Annotated in this window: 20 protein-coding genes; 12 read left to right on the top strand and 8 right to left on the bottom strand. The window is 71.9% G+C overall.

Annotated features, from left to right (window positions below; all coding sequences use genetic code 11):
* Window positions 1–13 precede the first annotated feature (13 nt).
* Together AC1DV7_RS00260 and AC1DV7_RS00255 are read left to right on the top strand one after the other, a co-directional pair.
* Window positions 14–502 carry an RNA polymerase sigma factor gene (locus tag AC1DV7_RS00260; RefSeq protein WP_477593403.1) on the top strand — a complete coding sequence of 163 codons (489 nt, stop codon included), beginning with the start codon at window positions 14–16 and terminating at the stop codon, window positions 500–502.
* Complete coding sequence (locus tag AC1DV7_RS00255) at window positions 495–1556, top strand: hypothetical protein (protein ID WP_477593401.1); 1062 nt, start codon at window positions 495–497, stop codon at window positions 1554–1556. Before AC1DV7_RS00260 ends, AC1DV7_RS00255 begins: the two co-directional genes overlap by 8 nt.
* 30 nt (window positions 1557–1586) lie before the next feature.
* Here AC1DV7_RS00255 and AC1DV7_RS00250 read toward each other — a convergent pair whose 3' ends face one another.
* From AC1DV7_RS00250 to AC1DV7_RS00230, 5 genes are read right to left on the bottom strand one after another with little or no spacing between them, the layout of a single operon-like run.
* A complete protein-coding gene (locus AC1DV7_RS00250) occupies window positions 1587–3002 on the bottom strand; it encodes an aldehyde dehydrogenase family protein (protein WP_477593399.1) in 1416 nt (471 codons plus the stop codon).
* Window positions 2999–3433 carry a cupin domain-containing protein gene (locus AC1DV7_RS00245; protein ID WP_477593397.1) on the bottom strand — a complete coding sequence of 145 codons (435 nt, stop codon included), beginning with the start codon at window positions 3431–3433 and terminating at the stop codon, window positions 2999–3001. The genes AC1DV7_RS00250 and AC1DV7_RS00245 overlap by 4 nt, the downstream gene beginning before the upstream one ends.
* Window positions 3426–4502, bottom strand: a complete 1077-nt coding sequence (locus AC1DV7_RS00240; protein ID WP_477593395.1) for an isocitrate/isopropylmalate dehydrogenase family protein — start codon at window positions 4500–4502, stop codon at window positions 3426–3428. Before AC1DV7_RS00240 ends, AC1DV7_RS00245 begins: the two co-directional genes overlap by 8 nt.
* Window positions 4499–4813, bottom strand: coding sequence for a putative quinol monooxygenase (locus AC1DV7_RS00235; protein WP_477593393.1), 315 nt, complete (start codon window positions 4811–4813; stop codon window positions 4499–4501). Before AC1DV7_RS00235 ends, AC1DV7_RS00240 begins: the two co-directional genes overlap by 4 nt.
* Window positions 4810–5919 (bottom strand): Ldh family oxidoreductase, encoded by a 1110-nt coding sequence (locus AC1DV7_RS00230; RefSeq protein WP_477593391.1) that lies wholly within the window; start codon window positions 5917–5919, stop codon window positions 4810–4812. The genes AC1DV7_RS00235 and AC1DV7_RS00230 overlap by 4 nt, the downstream gene beginning before the upstream one ends.
* A gap of 82 nt (window positions 5920–6001) precedes the next feature.
* On the opposite strand from AC1DV7_RS00230, the gene AC1DV7_RS00225 reads away from it, so the two are divergent.
* Window positions 6002–6667, top strand: coding sequence for a GntR family transcriptional regulator (locus AC1DV7_RS00225; protein WP_477593389.1), 666 nt, complete (start codon window positions 6002–6004; stop codon window positions 6665–6667).
* A 16-nt stretch (window positions 6668–6683) separates the two neighbouring features.
* Here AC1DV7_RS00225 and AC1DV7_RS00220 read toward each other — a convergent pair whose 3' ends face one another.
* Together AC1DV7_RS00220 and AC1DV7_RS00215 are read right to left on the bottom strand one after the other, a co-directional pair.
* Window positions 6684–7361: a response regulator gene (locus tag AC1DV7_RS00220; protein ID WP_477593387.1), complete on the bottom strand. Its 678-nt coding sequence runs from the start codon at window positions 7359–7361 to the stop codon at window positions 6684–6686.
* On the bottom strand, window positions 7358–8992 hold the full coding sequence (locus AC1DV7_RS00215; protein WP_477593385.1) for a sensor histidine kinase: 1635 nt from the start codon (window positions 8990–8992) through the stop codon (window positions 7358–7360). Before AC1DV7_RS00215 ends, AC1DV7_RS00220 begins: the two co-directional genes overlap by 4 nt.
* 145 nt (window positions 8993–9137) lie before the next feature.
* Between AC1DV7_RS00215 and AC1DV7_RS00210 the strand changes: the two genes are divergently transcribed.
* Genes AC1DV7_RS00210 through AC1DV7_RS00180 form a run of 7 tightly spaced genes read left to right on the top strand, consistent with a single transcriptional unit; the run spans window position 9138 to window position 14726 of the window.
* Complete coding sequence (locus tag AC1DV7_RS00210) at window positions 9138–10142, top strand: Bug family tripartite tricarboxylate transporter substrate binding protein (protein WP_477593383.1); 1005 nt, start codon at window positions 9138–9140, stop codon at window positions 10140–10142.
* Window positions 10142–10654 carry a tripartite tricarboxylate transporter TctB family protein gene (locus tag AC1DV7_RS00205; RefSeq protein ID WP_477593381.1) on the top strand — a complete coding sequence of 171 codons (513 nt, stop codon included), beginning with the start codon at window positions 10142–10144 and terminating at the stop codon, window positions 10652–10654. The genes AC1DV7_RS00210 and AC1DV7_RS00205 overlap by 1 nt, the downstream gene beginning before the upstream one ends.
* Window positions 10654–12219 (top strand): tripartite tricarboxylate transporter permease, encoded by a 1566-nt coding sequence (locus AC1DV7_RS00200; protein WP_477593379.1) that lies wholly within the window; start codon window positions 10654–10656, stop codon window positions 12217–12219. The genes AC1DV7_RS00205 and AC1DV7_RS00200 overlap by 1 nt, the downstream gene beginning before the upstream one ends.
* Before the next feature lie 2 nt (window positions 12220–12221).
* On the top strand, window positions 12222–12629 hold the full coding sequence (locus tag AC1DV7_RS00195) for a universal stress protein (protein ID WP_477593377.1): 408 nt from the start codon (window positions 12222–12224) through the stop codon (window positions 12627–12629).
* Window positions 12626–13114, top strand: coding sequence for a ribonuclease E activity regulator RraA (rraA, locus tag AC1DV7_RS00190; RefSeq protein ID WP_477593375.1), 489 nt, complete (start codon window positions 12626–12628; stop codon window positions 13112–13114). The genes AC1DV7_RS00195 and rraA overlap by 4 nt, the downstream gene beginning before the upstream one ends.
* Before the next feature lie 59 nt (window positions 13115–13173).
* Window positions 13174–13935: an IclR family transcriptional regulator gene (locus AC1DV7_RS00185; RefSeq protein ID WP_477593373.1), complete on the top strand. Its 762-nt coding sequence runs from the start codon at window positions 13174–13176 to the stop codon at window positions 13933–13935.
* A gap of 53 nt (window positions 13936–13988) precedes the next feature.
* Window positions 13989–14726: a D-alanyl-D-alanine carboxypeptidase family protein gene (locus AC1DV7_RS00180; protein ID WP_477593371.1), complete on the top strand. Its 738-nt coding sequence runs from the start codon at window positions 13989–13991 to the stop codon at window positions 14724–14726.
* A gap of 30 nt (window positions 14727–14756) precedes the next feature.
* On the opposite strand, the gene AC1DV7_RS00175 is transcribed toward AC1DV7_RS00180, so the two are convergent.
* The gene (locus AC1DV7_RS00175) at window positions 14757–16223 is read right to left on the bottom strand and encodes a PhoX family protein (protein WP_477593369.1); all 1467 of its coding nucleotides are present in this window, start codon (window positions 16221–16223) and stop codon (window positions 14757–14759) included.
* A gap of 99 nt (window positions 16224–16322) precedes the next feature.
* Here AC1DV7_RS00175 and mobA point away from each other — a divergent pair, with 99 nt between their 5' ends.
* Together mobA and AC1DV7_RS00165 are read left to right on the top strand one after the other, a co-directional pair.
* Entirely contained in the window at window positions 16323–16907 is a 585-nt protein-coding gene (mobA, locus tag AC1DV7_RS00170) for a molybdenum cofactor guanylyltransferase (RefSeq protein ID WP_477593367.1), read from the top strand.
* Window positions 16904–17881 (top strand): NAD(P)H-quinone oxidoreductase, encoded by a 978-nt coding sequence (locus AC1DV7_RS00165; protein ID WP_477593365.1) that lies wholly within the window; start codon window positions 16904–16906, stop codon window positions 17879–17881. The genes mobA and AC1DV7_RS00165 overlap by 4 nt, the downstream gene beginning before the upstream one ends.
* Window positions 17882–17941: the final 60 nt, after the last annotated feature.

Below are 17941 nucleotides of genomic sequence, written 5' to 3'. Positions count from 1 at the left end.
AGCCGAGGTGGCCATGGAGCGTCACGAGGTCGTGGGTCGGGTATACGACGCGTCGTACCGGCGGCTCGTCGTGCAGCTGCTCGGTGTCTGTGGCGACGCGGCCGAGGCCGAGGACGCCGTGCAGGAGGCGTTCATCAAGGCCATCCGGCAGGGCGCCCACTTCGCCAGCGTCGAGAACCCCGAGGCCTGGCTGCGCACCGTCGCGGTGAACCACGTCCGCAACAGGTGGCGCCACCTGGGTGTCGTCCGCCGAGCCCGGGTGCCCGCCCCCGGTGGCGTCCGGGAGGTCGAGCTGTCCCCCGACCACGTCGCCCTGGTCACCGCGCTCGCCCAGCTGCCCCACGACCTGCGGCTCACCGCGGTCCTGCACTACATCGCCGACCTGTCGACGGCACAGGTGGCCGCCGAGCTCGACGTCCCCGAGGGCACCGTGAAGTCCCGGCTCTCCCGGGCGCGGGCCGCCCTGGCAGACCTGCTGAGGGAGGAGTCCGAACATGTCTGACCTCATGGACCTGCGACGGGTCGCGGACCAGCTCACGCCTCCGGACTTCGCCGACCTCGTGGCCGTGGCAGGCCGGCGCCGACGCCGGACGGCAGCCGCGGGATCGCTCGCGCTGGCTGCCACCGTCGCCGTCGTGGCGGTGCTCACCGCGCAGTCGGGTCGGCCGGACGCCACCCCTCCCGCCCACAGCGCCACGCCGCCCGGCGGGTCAGCGACCGCGGGTCCACTCACGCTCGAGGACCTCGTCCAGAACCCCGCCGCAACGCGCGGCGACACCCTGAGGTCACCCGACGGCGCCGGGGCCACCGCGACGTTGTGGAGTCGTTGCCGGCCGTGGGGAGGGCCAGCCGCGCCGGGGAGCACGACCTGTGCGCTCGCCATCGAGGTCGTGCGTGGCACGCACTCCTCGAACCACCTGCTCCCGCTCACCGGCTACACCAACGTCGAAGCTCTCCCCGATGGCTGGTTCTACGTCGACCCGAACGTCGGCGACCCCAGCCCCGACGGCCGAGGCGCAGTCGCCTTCGGGTCGGCGCCGGCGCTGCTCACCGCCGACGCGCCCGACCCCGCCGACCTGCGTGACCTCCGCTCCAGCACGCTGCTGCCGGCGCGGGTGGGCCACGACGTGGTCGTCTGCGGCCTGAACCGGCTGTGCGTCGTCGATCTCGACCGGTTCGCCCTGATGGGGATGGACGCGCCGCCCCTGCAGTGGTCCGACCAGCAGGACAGTCTCCTGTGGGGCATGGGCGACACCGCGGCCGTGTGGCTCGACTCCACCGGGAAGGTGCACAGGCACCCGTTCCCGGAGACGACGCGCAACGGCTTCGGGGACGGCCTCGTGCGGCAGACCACCAACGGGACCATGGCGTTCTACCGGGTGCCCGCTGACCTCGAGCTGGAGAAGCCGTGGTCAGGCCGTCAGGTCCTGCTCACCGTGAGCACCGACCGGGGCGCGACCTGGCGCGTGCTCCGAGCACCCGAGTCGGCCCGGTCGTTCGTGGCCCAGAGCCTGCTCCCGGACGACTGGACGCAGTGGCCCGTCGCCGCGGGCTGACGACATCCCGCTCCGGCACCTGACGAGGCCCTACTCCACCACCCAGTAGGTGCGCTGGTTGGTGAACTCGAGGACGCCCGCGTCGGCGAGCTCGCGGCCGTAGCCACTGCGCTTGGTCCCGCCGAACGGCACCCGCGGGTCCGATGCGACGACGGAGTTCACGAAGGCGGCCCCGGACGTGATGCGCCGGGCGACTGCCACGGCCCGCTCGGTCGAGCGGCTCCAGACGCTGAGGCCGAGTCCGTACTGCGTGGCGTTCGCCAGCTGCACTGCCTCGTCCTCGTCCCTGGCCACCGCGACCGCTGCCACCGGGCCGAAGGTCTCCTCGTCGAACGCAGGCATCCCGGGGCGGGCGCCGAGCAGGACCGTCGGCTCGTAGAAGCACCCCGGCCCCTCGGGGCTGCGGCCCCCGGCAGCGAGGGTGGCCCCGGCAGCGACGGACTCGTCGACCTGCCGCTGCAGGGCGTCCCGCAGGTCGGCGCGGGCGAGGGGGCCGACCGTGGTCGCGGGGTCGGTCGGGTCGCCCATCACCAGCGCGGCGACGCCCTCGAGGAAGAGCCGGGTGAACTCCTCGGCGACCGGCTGCTCCACGACGAACCGCTTGGCGCAGACACAGCTCTGGCCCGAGTTGGTGAACCTGGCACGCACGGCTGCCGCGGCCGCTGCGGGCACGTCCGCGTCGGACAGCACCACGAACGCGTCCGAGCCGCCGAGCTCGAGCACCGACTTCTTCGACGCCCGCCCCGCTGCGGCACCGACCATCTCGCCGGCGCGGTTGCTGCCGGTCAGGGTGACCGCGGCGACGCGCGGGTCGTCGATGAGCCGACCGACCGTGGCGGGCACCTCGGACTCGGTCACGACCAGCGTGGTCACGAGGCCCTCGGGGAAACCAGCCGCCACGAACGCCTCGGCGAGGGCCAGAGCGGAACCGGTGACGTTGGGTGAGTGCTTGAGCAGGACGCCATTGCCGGCGGCGAGGGTGGGGATGGCAAAACGCATGACCTGCCAGACCGGGAAGTTCCACGGCATCACCGCCAGGACGAGTCCGAGTGGCTCCGGCTGGACGAACGCGGAGACCCTTGCGGGAGAGTCGATCTCGACGGTCCTCGCGGCCAGGATCCGTGGCGCCTGCGCGGCGTAGTAGTCGGCAGTGGTCGCGGACTTCTCGACCTCGCCCCTCGCCTCGGCCAACGGCTTCCCCATCTCGGCGGTGACCAGCGCGGCAAACCGCTCGGAGTCGGCGCGCAGGTGCGCGGCGAGGCGGGCGAGGGCGGCGGCCCGGTCGGCCACCGGGACCTGCCCCCAGGTGATCGCCACCTCGTGGCCACGTGCCACGGCCGCCTCGACCTCTTCCGCGGACATGGCGGCGTAGGTCGCGAGGACCGTGCCGTCAGTGGGGTTGCTCGTGGTCACGCTGGCGCTGCTGGTGACGGCGGAGGCACTCATGGCGTGCTCAACCCTCCCCGGTCGCTCTCGGAGAGGTGCTCGAAGGTCTCGCCCGTCGCAGTGATCGTGCGGGTCACGTCCCGGCCGCCGTAGACCCAGTAGATCCGCATGAGCCCCTCGCCGCGGTTGAGGAACCGGTGCGGGACGCCCGCGGGCACCCAGGTTGCCTCACCCGCGACGAGGTCGAAGGTCTGCTCGCCGATCTCGGCGACCGCCTCGCCCTCGAGGACCAGCACCGACTCCTCGACGTTGTGGCTGTGCAGGGGCAGACCCGTGCCGGCCTGGAACTGGGTCTGGCCGGTCGTGACGTGGTTGGTCTCGCAGTTCCACTTCCCGACGTAGGGGATGGTGACGACCCCGTTGCCACGGTCGAACGGGATCACCTGGTCGGGGCGGACCAGCAGGTTGGGCGCGAGTGGCTGGTCAGGCATGGGTGAGCTCCTGGGTCAGGGTGCCGATGAGGGCGCTGGTGAAGTCGGCAGTGCCGAGGGTGCCGCCGAGGTCCCGGGTCCGGGTGGCCGGGTCGGCGATGGTGGCGGACACGGCGGCGTCGAGGAGTCGCCAGGCGTCGCGCAGGTCCGACCGTCCCGCGCGAGCGCCGTACCAGTCGAGCAGCATGCCCGCCGAGAGGATCAGCGAGACGGGGTTGGCCACCCCCTGGCCGGCGATGTCGGGGGCGGAGCCGTGCTGGGCCTGCGCGAGGCAGTGGTCGGTCCCGGCGTTGATCGCCCCACCGAGCCCGAGGCTGCCGCACAGCTCCGAGGCCTCGTCGCTGAGGATGTCGCCGAACATGTTGGTGGTGACGAGCACGTCGAACGAGCCCGGGTCCCGGATCAGCCGAGCGGCGGCCGCGTCCACGATGAGCTCGCGCAGCTCGACGTCCGGGTAGTCGGCGGCCACCGCCCGCACGGAGTCGAGGAACAGGCCGTCGGACAGCTTGAGGACGTTGGCCTTGTGGACGGCGGTGACGTGCCGGCGCCGGCCGCGGGCCAGCTCGAACGCGGCGCGGGCGACCCGCCGCGAGGCCCGCGCCGTCACCTTGCGGATCGAGAACGCGGACTCCGGGTCCGGCATGAACTCACCGCTGCCGGCATGCATGTTCCGGTCCGAATAGAAGCCCTCAGTGTTCTCGCGGACGATCACGAGGTCCATGGGACTGCGCAGGACGCTGAGGTCCCCGACCGACCGGCAGGGCCGGATGTTCGCGAACAGCTCGAACCTCGTGCGCAGCTCGGCCGACGGGTTGATGCCGCCCTCGGCCCGGGGCGGGTAGTCGTAGTGGGACACCGGTCCGAGGATCGTGCCGTCGACCTGGGTGACCAGGGTCAGCACGTCGTCCGGCAGGGTCGCCCCGGTCGCGGCCAGGGAGGCGAGGCCGATGTCGCGCTGCTCGAGCTCGAGGCCCAGCCCCAGCCTCTCGTCGAGGACGGTCAGGACCTGGACGGTCGCGTCCGTGATCTCCGGACCGATGCCGTCGCCGGGCAGGACGAGGATCCTCATGACTGGCTCCCCGGGTGGTGGATGCGTTGTCTGGCAAGGGTGTTCAGCTGGCTGCCCGGCACGACGCACCGGTCGGCCGCCGCGCGCCATACGGCGAAGTGCGGTGCCGCGCGATGGGCGACGACGGCCGCCTCGTCGGCGTACAGCTCGTAGAACACGAAGTGGTGGTCGTCGTCGAGGTCCTCGGTGACGTCGAAGTGGAGGCAGCCGGGCTCGTCGGTGAAGGTCCGCTCGGCGTTCTCGCCGATCGCGGCGAGGAACTCCTCGCGCCGACCCGGCTGCACCTGCAGGGAGACGACGAGGGCGATCATGCGGGGACCTCCGGTCCGGTGGGTCGGTCGTGGCCGGGCAGGGGGACGCCCGTCTGCGTGGACAGCACCTCGAGTGCCTGCCACGTCGTGGCCGCAACCGGTATGCCGTCGGCGGACAGCCGCGCGCGGGTCCGGTCCTCGAGCTCGCCGGGGACGAGGATCTCGTCGGCCCACGCGGCGAGCGGGCCCCCGCGGGTCTGGTCGACCAGGGCCTCGATGCGGGTGGCGAACTCGGCCGGCTCGGCGAGGGCTGCGACGTCGATGGTCAGCAGCAGGTGGCCCGCGCCGCTGCGCCGGTCGGGCTCGTAGGGACCGGCGACCTGGTCGCCGAACGCGCTGCCCGTGAGCACCCCGGCAAGCACGTCCATCATGAACGAGATGACGTACCCCTTGGGCCCTGCCATGGGCTGGATCAGCCCGGCGATCGCCTCGGCGGGGTCGGTCGTGGGCGCCCCCTGGGCATCGGCTGCCCAGCCGTCGGGGATCGACTCCCCGCGCTCGGCGGCCAGATAGACCTTGCCGCGCGCGACGGCGGTGTTGGCGAGGTCCATGACCACCACGCCGTGTCGTCCCGCCGGGGCGGCCACCGACCACGGGTTGGTCCCGATGCTCTTGACCCGCCCGCCCCACGGGGCCATCGCAGGGCTCGCGTTGGTGGCGAGCAGGGCGACGCACCCGGCCTCGGCGGCCTGTCGGGTGAAGTAGGCGGCGGTCCCGAAGTGCCCGGAGCGGCGGACGGCCACGCCGCTGATCCCGTGGGCACGGGCCCGCTCGATGCCCAGCTCGACCGCGCGCTGGGTGACGACCTGGCCGATGCCGTCGCGCCCGTCGAGCACGACGACCGCGCCCTGGTCGCGCACGACCTCGGCCGACGTGACCGCATTCATCGCGCCGGTCCTCAGCCGAGCGACATACCAAGGCAGTCGGAGCATCCCGTGCGACGCGTGGCCCCAGAGCTCGGCCGTGACGAGCGTGTCGGCGAGCAGCGCGGCGTCAAGCGGCGGGACCCCCTCGGCCTCGAGGACGGCCTGGGCGAAGGCCGAGAGCGCGCCGGCGTCGCGATCGGTCGGCTCGACGCCGGCGACGGGCGACTCGACACGGGTCACGGTGGCCTCCGGGGGATGGTGGTGTGCAAGACTGGGATCAGAGAAGCATACTTGTATACAAGTATGCAAGATGGGAGATCAAATGGTGGACCGTCCACGTCGGGCGTCGGCCGGGCAGCTCGTGTACGCCGAGCTGCGCCGCCAGATCCTCGACCTCGAGCTCACGCCGGGCGAGCGCCTCTACGAGCCCGAGCTGTCGACCCGCCTGCAGGTGAGCCGCACCCCGCTGCGGGAGGCTCTGCGGCTGCTGCTGGCCGAAGACCTGCTCGACCAGCTCCCGACCGGCGGCATGGTCGTGCGGGGGCTCAGCGCGCGCGAGATCGAGGAGCTGTACTCGGTCCGCGCCTCCCTCGAGGGGCTCATGGCCGCCGAGGCCGCCGTCCGGCTCGACGACGCCGGCGCCCGGACCCTGAAGGGACTGGTCCAGCGCAACGAGGCACTCGTCGACCTGCCGGTGGATGCCATGAACGCCGGGCACGACTTCCACCTCGCGATCGCCGAAGTCGCCGGCCACGGCTGGGCCTCCCGGCTGCACGCTCAGGTCGACGGCCAGATGGCGCGGTACCGCGCGTACACGAACCAGTCGCAGGACCGCCGCCGGGCCGCACTCCGCGAGCACACCGAGATCCTCGACGCCCTCGTGGCCCACGACGCGGAGCAGGCCCGCGGCCTCGCGGAGCGACACGTCCTCGCAGCCAGGGACACCGCCCTCGCCGCCATCGCGGACCGCCTCGACGCCCCGGCCTGAGGCCCAGCCGGGAGCCTCAGCGCAGGCGGTACCGGCGCTCTGGCCGGCCGGCGGCGCCATACCTCGGGCGCATCTCGGCCGTGCCCACCGCCACGAGGTGTTCGAGGTAGCGCCGCGTGCTGCTGCGCGACAGGCCCGTCGACTCGGCGCACTCGGTGGCTGACAGCCCGTCCTCGTCCGACGCCTTCAGGGCCTGCAGCACCAGCGCGGTGGTCTCCTGGCTGATGCCCTTGGGCAGGCCACCGCCGGCCCGGGCGACGGCACCAGCCCGGAACACCCGGTCCACGTCGTCCTGGCCCACCTCGGTGAGCTCGTCGAGCTCGGCCCGGTGCACGGCATACTCGCGCAGTCGGTGCTGGAGCGACTCGATCTCGAACGGCTTCACGAGGTAGTGGAAGACACCACCACGCAACGCGGTTCGCAACGTGTCCAGGTCGCGCGCGGCACTGATGACGATCACGTCGAGGTCCTCGCTGGCACCCTCGCGGAGCTGGCGCAGCACCTCCAGCCCCGTCATGTCGGGCAGGTAGATGTCCAGCAGCACGAGGTCCGGGCGGGTGGCCTCGACCGCACGCAGGGCGTCCTTGCCCGTGCTGGCGATGGCGGCGACCTCGAAGCCCTCCTCGCGGGCGACGACGCTGGAGTGCAGGCGCGCCACCATGAAGTCGTCGTCGACGACCAGCACCGAGATCACGAGACACCCTGACCGACCAGCACCGGCAGGGTCGCCACGAAGACGGCCCCGTCGTCGTTGCTGACCACGATGTCCCCGCCACGGTTGCGGCAGATCACCCGGACGATCGCCAGGCCGATCCCGCGCTCCTGCGCGGTGGCCGTCGACTTGGTCGTGAACCCGCGGTCGAAGACCATCTCGCCGATGGTGGAGTCGACGCCCGGGCCGCTGTCACGCACCGTCACGGTGACGGCCTCGCCGGTGTGCGCCAGGGCCACCCGCACGGTCGGTGAGGCCCCGCCGGCGGCGGCGTCGAAGGCGTTGTCGATGAGGTTGCCCATGACGGTGTTGACGTCGGCTGCGAGCGCGTCGTCGAGCTGGGGCACGTCGCTGGACGGGTCGACGACGAGGTCCACCCCCCGTTCGGTCGCCTGGCTCGCCTTGGCGATGAGCAGCGCCGCGACGGCCGGATCCTGGACCCGCGTCACGACGTTCGTGGTCAGGGTCGTCGAGTCGTCGGTGATCTGGCGGACGTAGTTGCGGACCCCGTCGTACTCCTCCAGCGCGATCAGGCCGCTGACGACGTGCATGCGGTTGCTGAACTCGTGGGCCTGCGCCCGGAGCGTGTCCGTCGTGCTCTTGGTGAGGTCGAGCTCGCGCTGGAGCTCGAGCATCTCGGTGCGGTCGCGCATGGTGGCGACCCAGCCGATGTGCCTTCCCCGGCTGCGCACCGGCATCCGGTTGACAGTCAGCACCCGCCCGCGCACGGGCATGACGTGGTCGGTGAGCTCGACCTCCTCGGTGAAGATCAGGGCCGCTCGTCCCGTCGCGTCGACCTCCCGGAGCGTGCGCCCACCCGAGGTGAGCGGTATGCCGAGCAGGTGCGCCGCCTCGTCGTTGACCATGGTGATCCGGTGGTCGAGGTCGACGGCCAGGACGCCCTCCTTGATCCCGTGCAGGAGGGCTTCGCGCTGCTCGACGAGCCCGGCGATCTCGCGCGGCTCGAGCCCGAGCGTCTGTCGCTTGACCCGACGGGCCAGCAGCAGCGACCCGACGACACCGAGCAGGCTCGCGATCCCCAGGTAGGTCAACAAGTTCGGGAGGGCGGCCTCGAAGTTGTCGAGGACGGAGGGATAGGCCCGCGCCACCGCCACCACCCCGTCCGTCTGGCGGTTGTCGACGTTGATGATCGGCGCCATGGCGAAGGCTGCGCCGGTGCCCTGCTCCGTGCCCACCCACGAGCGACCGTCGAACGCGTCGGTGGGCTGCAGGTAGAGCGGAGCGCGCGGCAGCGCATCACTCGACGCGATCACCTGGCGGTCACGCAGGGCCAGCAGCACGGTCGTCGAGCTGGAGAAGGTCCGCCCGGACTCCACCACGGACTGGGCCTGCCCGAGGTACTCCCGGCCACCCGAGGCGGCCGCCTCGCGTACGCCCGCAGTCACGGCCAGGCGCTCGGCGATCGCGAGCGCGCGACGCCCCTCCGTGTCCCGAGCCCTGGCGTCGGACTGGGCGAGTGAGACCGCCGCCACCCCCACGAGGACCACGCACACGATGGCCAGCTGCATCGCGAGCATGCGGCTGGCCAGCGTCCAGCGACGCTGCCAGGGCCATCGCCGGGCCGCGTACCAGGCGCGCCATCGAACCTCCACACCCTGATTGTGTCGGGGGCACCGCCGTCGGGCCAGCGGCCCGTGAGCAGAAAGAACGAAACGGAGTTTGCGCACCTAACCGTGACAGGCCGTCCACGGCCCGGCACGGTTGGCGACGAACACACCTCAGACAAAGGAGTCTCCCGTGCGTGTACGGACCCCCCTCAAGATCGTGGCAGCCGCCACGGTCGCCGGTCTCGCCCTGAGCGCCTGTGGCGTCAGCGGCGACGACACCTCGTCCGACGCCAGCAGCTCGTCGGGCCCCGTCAAGGGTCTGCGGATCCTCGTCCCCAACTCCCCCGGCAGTGGTTACGACACCACCGCCCGCCTCGCGGCCAAGGCCATGCAGGACGCCAAGCTCGCCGAGAGCATCGAGGTGTTCAACTCAGCCGGTGCCGGTGGCACGGTCGGGTTGCAGCGACTCGTCAACGAGAAGGGCAACGACGACATCCTCATGCAGATGGGGCTCGGCGTCGTCGGTGCCGTCTACACGAACAAGTCGAAGGCCACGCTCAACGACACCGTCCCGATCGCCAAGCTGATCGAGGAGTCGGAGGCCATCGTCGTGCCCAAGGGATCGCCCTACGACACCCTCGACAAGCTGGTCGCCGCCTGGAAGGCCGACCCGGGCAAGGTGCCCGTGGGCGGCGCGTCCAACCCCGGTGGTCCCGACCACCTCACCCCGATGCTGCTCGCGAAGGCCGTCGGCGTGACACCCAAGGACGTCAACTACGTGGCGTACGACGGTGGTGGCGAGCTCCTCACCGGCGTGCTCGGCAAGAAGGTCGCGTTCGCAGCGACCGGCATCGGTGAGGTCGCCGAGCAGGCCAAGGCCGGCGACGTGAAGATCCTCGCCGTGACCAGCGCCAAGCCCGTCGAGGGCGTCGACGCCCCGACCCTCAAGAGCCTCGGCGTCAACCTCGAGTTCACCAACTGGCGCGGCATCGTCGGCCCTCCCGGACTCAGCGAGGCCAAGACGAAGCAGTACATCGACCTCGTGACGGCGATGCACGGCAGCCAGCAGTGGAAGGACACCCTGGCCAAGCAGGGCTGGACGGACGCGTTCCAGACCGGTGACGAGTTCAAGACGTTCCTCACCGCCCAGAACGACAGCGTCTCCAGCATCCTCAAGGAACTGGGCCTGGCCTGATGTCCACCACGGCATCGGCAACGGCCACGCAGAAGGGGGGCCGCTCCGAGTACGGAGTGGCCCTCCTCCTGCTGGTCCTCGGCGCCTGGGCCATCGTCGACGGGCTCAGCCTCACCGACACCGCCTCACGCGGTCCTGTCAGCGCCCGCACCATGCCGATCGCGGTGGGCCTGCTGCTGGTCGCGATGGCCGTGCTGCTCGTCGTCGACCTCGTCCGCGGAGGCCGCGGCGAGGCTGAGGGCGGCGAGGACATCGACCTGACGCAGGGCAGCGACTGGCGCACCATCGGTCTTCTCGTGGGCTCGTTCGTGGCCAACGCCCTGTTGATCGAGCGCGTGGGCTGGCCCATCTCCGGGGCGATCCTGTTCTTCGGCACCACCTACGCCCTCGGCGCCCGGCACTACGTGCGCATGGCCCTCATCTCCGTGGTGCTCTCCGTGGGGTCCTGGTACCTGTTCTTCCTCGGGTTGGACATCAAGCTCCCCGTCGGTCTGCTGAAGGGAGTCCTGTGATGGACGGCATCAACGCGCTCATCGACGGGTTCGGCACCGCGCTCACGCCCGTCAACCTGCTCTACGCCGTCATCGGCGTCGTGCTCGGCACCGCCATCGGCGTGCTGCCCGGCATCGGCCCGGCGATGACCATCGCCCTGCTGCTGCCGCTGACGTTGCGCCTCGAGGCGACCCAGGCCTTCATCATGTTCGCCGGCATCTACTACGGCGGGATGTACGGCGGCTCGACCACCTCGATCCTGCTCAACACACCGGGAGAGAGCGCCTCGGTCATCACTGCCATCGAGGGCAACAAGATGGCCAAGAAGGGGCGCGGCGCGGCCGCCCTCGCGACCGCCGCGGTCGGCTCGTTCATCGCAGGCACCATCGGCACCCTCGGTCTGGCGCTCCTCGCGCCGGAGATCGTCAAGCTGGCCATCAAGCTCGGGGCTCCAGACAAGTTCGCCGTCATGCTGCTGGCCTTCATCGCCGTCACCACCGTGCTGGGGTCGTCCAAGATCCGCGGGCTCGCCTCGCTGGGGATCGGCCTGCTCATCGGCACGATCGGTATCGACCGGTCCGCCGGCGGCCAGCAACGGCTCACCCTGGGCATCCCGCAGCTGGCTGACGGCATCGACGTCGTCGTCGTGGCGGTCGGCCTGTTCGCCGTCGGTGAGGCGCTGTGGGTCGCGGCCCACCTGCGCCGCAGCCCGGCCGAGATCATCCAGGTCGACGGCGCTCGGATGAACCGCGAGGACTGGCGCCGCTCGTGGAAGCCGTGGCTGCGCGGAACCGCGATCGGCTTCCCCTTCGGCGCGATCCCCGCTGGTGGCGCGGAGATCCCGACGTTCCTGTCCTATGCGATGGAGCGGAAGCTCAGCAAGCACCCCGAGGAGTTCGGCCACGGCGCCATCGAGGGCGTCGCCGGGCCCGAGGCGACCAACAACGCCTCCGCCGCAGGTGGGCTCGTCCCGCTGCTGACGCTCGGCATCCCGACCACCGCGACCGCGGCCGTCATGCTCGGCGCCTTCCAGAGCTATGGCATCGACCCCGGCCCGCGGCTGCTGAGCGACCACGCGGACCTGGTGTGGGCGCTCATCGCGTCCTTGTTCATCGGCAACACGATCCTGCTGGCGCTCAACCTGCCACTGGCGACCGTGTGGGCCAAGCTGCTGAACATCCCCCGCCCCTACCTGTACTCAGGGATCCTCTTCTTCGCCAGCATCGGGGCCTACGCCACGAACACGTCGGCCTTCGACCTGTGGTTGTTGCTCATCATCGGCATCCTCGGCTTCTTCATGCGCCGGTACGGACTACCCGTGGTCCCCGCGATCATCGGGATCATCCTGGGACCGGTGGCCGAGTACCAGCTGCGCCAGGCCCTGCAGATCAGCGACGGCCAGCTCTCCGGGCTCATCAACACCCCGTTCGCGAAGACCGTCTATGCCATCGCGGTCATCCTGGTCGTGGCGCCCGTCGTCATCGACCGCATCCGCTCGCGCCGCGCCGGGGACGACGACCAGGGCGACGGCACCCACCACGTCCCGCACCTGACTCCCCAGCCCAGCAACACCGAAGGGAACTGACCATGGCGATCGTCGTGGGCTACGTGCCTCGTCCCGAGGGCCAGGCGGCCCTGGACCGCGCCATCGAGGAGGCGCGCCTGCGTCATACCCGTCTCGTGGTCCTCAACGTCAGCCGGGGCGACGCACTCGTCGACTCGCGCTACGCGACGGCGGCGGACTGGGACGCCGTCACCGCGAAGCTCGAGGCCTCGGGGGTGGATCACGAGGTCGCCCAGCACGTGGAGGCCCGGGACCCCGCCGAGCAGCTGCTGCGCGTCGCGCAGGAGACGAACGCCGAGCTGATCGTGATCGGGCTGCGCCGGCGCACCCCGGTCGGCAAGCTCATCATGGGCAGCGCGGCCCAGACGATCCTGCTCGACGCGGAGGCGCCGGTGCTCGCCGTCAAGGCAGGACCGGACGAGGGTCGGTGAGCGCCGTTCCGCAGCTGAGCACTGCTGACCTCTACGACGAGCACGGCGACGACCTGCAGTCGTGCTCGGTGCAGTTCCGGCAGCTCGGTGGGCGCACCATCTTCGAGGGCGTGGTGAGCACCATCCGGTGCCACCGCGACAACGCCCTCGTCAAGGCGGCGCTCGCCGAGCCCGGGGCCGGCCGCGTGCTCGTCGTCGACGGCGGTGGGTCCCTCGAATCCGCCCTGATGGGCGACCTCATCGCCGCGAGCGCGGTGTCCGGCGGCTGGGAGGGCGTCGTGATCCATGGCGCCGTCCGCGACGTCGCCGCCCTCCGCGAGCTCGACCTCGGGGTCAAGGCGCTCGGCTCGAACCCCCGCAAGAGCGCCAAGGACGGCGTCGGCGAGCGCGACGTGGTCGTGTCGTTCGGCGGCGTCGACTTCGCCCCGGGTCAGCACCTGGTGAGCGACGACGACGGCATCGTGGTGACGCGCGCCGGTTCCTGACCTGGGGCGGGACGCGCGCCGCGTCCTGACCGGGGTCTCATCCCTGAGACACTGGGCGGGTGGCCAACGCCCCCGCCGCCCGGCACGCCCTCGCGCTGCTCACGCTGCTCGCCCGGCACGCCGAGCCCATGCCGGCCGGGTCGATCGCCCGTGAGCTCGGCCTCCCGCGCTCGACGACCTACCACCTGCTCGCTGTCCTGCGCGATGCCGGCTTCGTGACGCACCTCGAGGAGGAGCGGCGCTACGGGCTGGGCGTGGCCGCCTTCGAGCTCGGCTCGGCCTACCAGCGCCAGGCTCCCCTCCAGCGCATCGCCCGCCCCCTGCTCGGACGGCTGGTCGACCAGACCACCCACAACGCCCACCTCGCGGTCCTGCACGGCCGTGACGTGCTGTACGTCATCGAGGAGCGTGCCCCCGGGCGGCCGCTGCTGGTCACGGATGTCGGCGTCCGGCTGCCGGCCACGCTCACCGCCAGCGGGCTCGCGATGCTCGCGGCCCTCCCACCGGCCCAGCTGCGCGCGCTGTTCCCGCACCGCGACACCCTCGTGCAGCGCGACGGCCACGGGCCGACCAGCGTCACCGAGCTCAAGCGGGCGCTCACGTCGGTCCGCGCGCGCGGCCACGCCACCGAGGACGGGTCGGTCAGCGCCGGGCTGTCGTCGGTGGCGCAGGTGGTCGTCGACCACACAGGACACCCCGTCGCCGGTGTGGCAGTGACGTTCCCGACGGACGCCGTGGGCGACGAGGAGCGTTCGGCCCTGGCCGCGGCCGTCACCCGGGCCGCGACGACCCTGACGGCGCGGATCCGCGGCGTCCGCTGATCGGGCGCCGCTTCCTGCCAGAATCGGCGGGGCGGGTCGAGGAGGTGCGGGCGGTGAGCACGACACACGTGTCGGCAGGTCGACGGCGACGCCGTCGGCTGCGTCGCACCGTGGTCGTCGCCACCTTGGTCACAGCCCTCGGAGCCGGAGCCACCGGGTATGCCGTGTGGGCCGGTCCCGACGACGCCGCCTCTGCTGATGCGGGGGCCCACGGTGCCGCGGCGTCCGCGGGTCAGCGCTCCGCCCCGGGGGCGAACGAGTCGGCGTCCCCGTCGCCCGGGTCCAGGACGCCCGAGACGTCCACGACCTCGAGCATCTCCCAGAGTGGCGAAAAGCCTTACGGCACAGGGAGATTCGGGCCGGTGGTGACCGACCGCGTCCCGGCGCCCACCACGAGCCTGGCCCTGTCGGCGCCCGTTCCGGGGACCACCAACATGCAGGTGCCTGCAGCCGCGGCCTTCGAGCAGGCCTTCGCCGACGCCCGAGCCCGCGGTCTGTCGCCGCAGATCCGGTCGGCCTGGCGCAGCGAGGCCTGGCAGCAGGTGCTCTTCGACCGGGCGGTGGCGCGGTACGGCTCGGCCAGCGAGGCGGCGAAGTGGGTGCTCGCGCCCGAGCGCTCGGCGCACGTCAAGGGCTACGCCGTCGACGTCCACCCCCAGGCGATGGCGACGTGGCTGCAGGCGCACGGCGCGGCATACGGCATCTGTCGCACCTACGACAACGAGTGGTGGCACTTCGAGTACCTCGCCACCGCCACGTGCCCGCCGCGCGAGCCCACCGCCGCCGGCTGACCCTCGCAGGCCAGCCGACGGCGGACGGGGTCAGACTCCGATGGTCTGCCAGGGCCCCCAGATGGCGAAGGTGAGCCCGGCGCTGGCCTGGATGTTGACGAACAACGTCGACTTGTCCGGGCTGAACGTCGAGCCGGCGAACTCGTCGTCGAACCGCGGGGTGCCGTTGGCGTTGGCCGCACGGTTGAGCGCGATGTCCCAGAGCTGGCCGCCCTTGTTGAGGCCGCGGACGTAGTTGTCCTGGTTGCTGTCCTCACACACGACAAGGGTGCCGCGGTTGCTGACGGTGATGTTGTCGGGGAAGTCGAACGTCTCCTTGCCCGGCGACTGGTAGACGAGGCGGAGCTTCTCGGAGCGGGTGTCGTAGGCCCACACCTGGCCGAACCCGTTGCCGTACCCCGCAATGAGCTCCGGCCCGGTCTCGGGGTCGCCACCGCCCTGCGTCGAGGTGAAGTACACGACGCCGTTGTCGTAGATCTGGCCCTCCAGCCTCGAGAAGCCGGCGGCCCCCAGCGCCCGACCCTGGTCGCCGACGTAGACGAGGGCATCGTCGTTGCGCGTCGGCGCGGGCTGGCCCGGGGTGTAGGGGAACGTCGGGTCGGGGTCGGCGATGTCCACCCACTCGACGTCGTAGACGGCGCCCTTGGCCTGGTGCCCCTCGAGGTGGGCGTTCGGCTGCCCCTTGACCGCGAGCATCTGCAGGTGGCCGTCGTTGTCGAGGTGCCCGCTCTCCATCGGGTTGGTCGCCGGCGTGTAGCGGTAGAAGCCCGACGGGAACGCGAAGTTGTCCTCGGTGAGGTAGAGCCGGCCCTCGCGCGGGTCGAACGACACCGCCTCGTGGGAGAAGCGACCGGCCCTCGTGATGGGCGTCGCCGCCGAGCGGCCGGTGACGGGCACCTCGAAGACGAAGCCGTGCCTCTTGGTGAAGGGCACGTTGGACGCGCCGGTGAAGTCCGGTCCGACGTCGGGGCCGTTGACCGTCTCCTCGCAGGTCACCCAGGCACCCCACGGCATCTGGCCGCCCGAGCAGTTGTTCGCGGTCCCGTTGATGGCGGTGAACTCCCCCAGCACCTCGCCCTGCCCGGTGACGTCGACGTGGATGCACCCGCCTCGGGCGCCGGTGTCGTAGGTCCACGACCCGATGGCGCCGAAGGGCGTCCCGGTGCCGGCGACCTCGTGGTTGCGGATCAGCGTGACGGCGCCGTCCGGGCCCTCGAAGGCACCCATGCCGTCGTGGCGTCCCGGCATCGGCTTGCCGTCGACGAGGGGCGGTGGCTGCGACTGGGTGTCGTGGAACGACCGGTAGCTGAAGCCCTCGGGCAGGTGCAGCCGCACCTTGCCGTCACGCAGGTCCGGCGTCGCGCGCAGGCCACGGAACGGCGCTGCACCGATCGCCGATGCAGGCCCCGCCACCAGTCCGGCGAACGGACCGGCCATCGCCACCCCGCCCGCCACGGCTGCGCTCCCCTTCAGAAACGTCCTTCTTTCGAGCGTCATCACTTCTCCTCCGAGATCGTCGAATCTCGTCAACCTAGACCCGACCGGCACCCTCCCGGAACCCCCCACAACAGGCCCTTCCACCCCCACAATGGGCCGGTGACCTCGGACGACACCCTCATCGGCCCCGCGACGGCGGTCGTGCTGTGCGGTGGCGCGGGCCGGCGGTTCGGGAGTGACAAGACCCGGGCACTGCTCGACGGCGTCCCGATCCTGGACCGCGTCCTCGGCGGCCTGCCGGGCGACTGGACGGTCGTCTGCGTGGGCGAGCAGCGCCCGGTCGCGCGCCCCGCGGCGTGGTGCCGTGAGGAGCCACCCGGCGGTGGTCCGGTGGCGGCGCTGGCCGCAGCCCTCCCCCTCGTGTCCTCCGACGTCGTCGTCGTCCTCGGCGGCGACATGCCGTATGCCGCGGGGCCGGCTCCCGGCCTCGTCGACGAGCTCCGCGCCGCACCCGACCTGGAGGGCGTGGTGGCGCGCGACGGCGACGGCCGCCTGCAACCGCTGCTCGCGGCATACCGGACCGCGGCGCTGCGGGCAGCGGTCCCGGAACCCGCGGCAGGCGCCCCGCTGATGGCGCTGCTCGACCGCATCCGCACCCTCGTCGTCCCGCTCGCCGAGCCGGCGACCCTGGACGTCGACACCCCTGCGGACCTCGACCGGGCCCGCCATAGGCTCGAACCATGAAGGCGATCACGATCCCCGAGCCCGGTGACGCCTCGGCCCTCGCCGAGGCCGAGGTCCCGACTCCCGAACCGGGTCCGGGCGAGGTCCGGGTCAAGGTCGCCGCGGCGGGGGTCAACCGCGCCGACGTGATGCAGCGGATGGGCCACTACCCCCCACCGCCCGGGGCCCCGGACTACCCGGGGCTGGACGTCAGCGGGACCGTCGACGCCGTCGGGGAGTCGGTCAGCGACTGGTCCGTCGGCGACGAGGTCTGCGCCCTGCTGTCGGGGGGCGGCTACGCGGAGTACGTCTGCGTCGCCGCGGGGCAGCTGCTCCCCGTGCCCGACGGCGTCTCGCTCGTGGATGCGGCAGCGCTGCCCGAGGTCGTGAGCACCGTGTGGTCGAACGTCTTCATGACCGCGAACCTCTCGCCGGGACAGACGATCCTGGTGCACGGGGGCTCGTCAGGCATCGGCACCATGGCGATCCAGCTGGCCCGTGAGGTCGGGGCCCGGGTCGCCGTGACCGCGGGGTCGGCCGACAAGCTCGAGGTCTGCCGCTCGCTCGGGGCCGAGATCCTCGTGAACTACCGCGAGCAGGACTTCGTCGCGGAGCTCGAGGCCGCCACCGGTGGCGCCGGCGCCGACGTCATCCTCGACAACATGGGGGCGAAGTACCTCGCCCGCAACGTCTCCGCCCTCGCCGCGAACGGCCGCCTCGTGGTCATCGGGCTGCAGGGCGGTGTCAAGGCCGAGCTCGACCTCGGGCAGCTGCTGCGCAAGCGTGGAGCCGTCATCGCCACCTCGCTGCGGGCGCGCCCGGCCAGCGAGAAGGCCGCCATCGTCGCCGCGGTGCGCGAGCACGTGTGGCCCCTCGTGGCCGCCGGGCGGGTCCGACCGGTCGTGCACTCGCGGTACCCGCTGGCGCAGGCCGCGGACGCGCACCGCGAGCTGGAGTCCAGCGCGCACATCGGCAAGATCCTGCTGACCACCTGACCCTCGCACTGTCGAGTCTTTGACGGATCCGCCACGCCAGGGCGTCGTACATCCCTCAAA

This window comes from Pedococcus sp. P2_E4, assembly GCF_056403935.1.
Note: the sequence above shows the minus strand (reverse complement) of the source record. Positions and strands in the feature narration are given on the sequence as shown.

What these genes read in the sequence shown, in the direction of transcription:
- AC1DV7_RS00205 (WP_477593381.1), top strand. Translation starts at nt 10,142, where the DNA reads ATGTCCACCACGGCATCGGCAACGGCCACGCAGAAGGGGGGCCGCTCC.
- AC1DV7_RS00250 (WP_477593399.1), bottom strand. Translation starts at nt 3,002, where the DNA reads ATGAGTGCCTCCGCCGTCACCAGCAGCGCCAGCGTGACCACGAGCAAC.
- AC1DV7_RS00175 (WP_477593369.1), bottom strand. Translation starts at nt 16,223, where the DNA reads ATGACGCTCGAAAGAAGGACGTTTCTGAAGGGGAGCGCAGCCGTGGCG.
- AC1DV7_RS00200 (WP_477593379.1), top strand. Translation starts at nt 10,654, where the DNA reads ATGGACGGCATCAACGCGCTCATCGACGGGTTCGGCACCGCGCTCACG.
- AC1DV7_RS00240 (WP_477593395.1), bottom strand. Translation starts at nt 4,502, where the DNA reads ATGAGGATCCTCGTCCTGCCCGGCGACGGCATCGGTCCGGAGATCACG.
- AC1DV7_RS00165 (WP_477593365.1), top strand. Translation starts at nt 16,904, where the DNA reads ATGAAGGCGATCACGATCCCCGAGCCCGGTGACGCCTCGGCCCTCGCC.
- AC1DV7_RS00235 (WP_477593393.1), bottom strand. Translation starts at nt 4,813, where the DNA reads ATGATCGCCCTCGTCGTCTCCCTGCAGGTGCAGCCGGGTCGGCGCGAG.
- AC1DV7_RS00260 (WP_477593403.1), top strand. Translation starts at nt 14, where the DNA reads ATGGAGCGTCACGAGGTCGTGGGTCGGGTATACGACGCGTCGTACCGG.
- AC1DV7_RS00255 (WP_477593401.1), top strand. Translation starts at nt 495, where the DNA reads ATGTCTGACCTCATGGACCTGCGACGGGTCGCGGACCAGCTCACGCCT.
- AC1DV7_RS00195 (WP_477593377.1), top strand. Translation starts at nt 12,222, where the DNA reads ATGGCGATCGTCGTGGGCTACGTGCCTCGTCCCGAGGGCCAGGCGGCC.
- AC1DV7_RS00245 (WP_477593397.1), bottom strand. Translation starts at nt 3,433, where the DNA reads ATGCCTGACCAGCCACTCGCGCCCAACCTGCTGGTCCGCCCCGACCAG.
- AC1DV7_RS00225 (WP_477593389.1), top strand. Translation starts at nt 6,002, where the DNA reads ATGGTGGACCGTCCACGTCGGGCGTCGGCCGGGCAGCTCGTGTACGCC.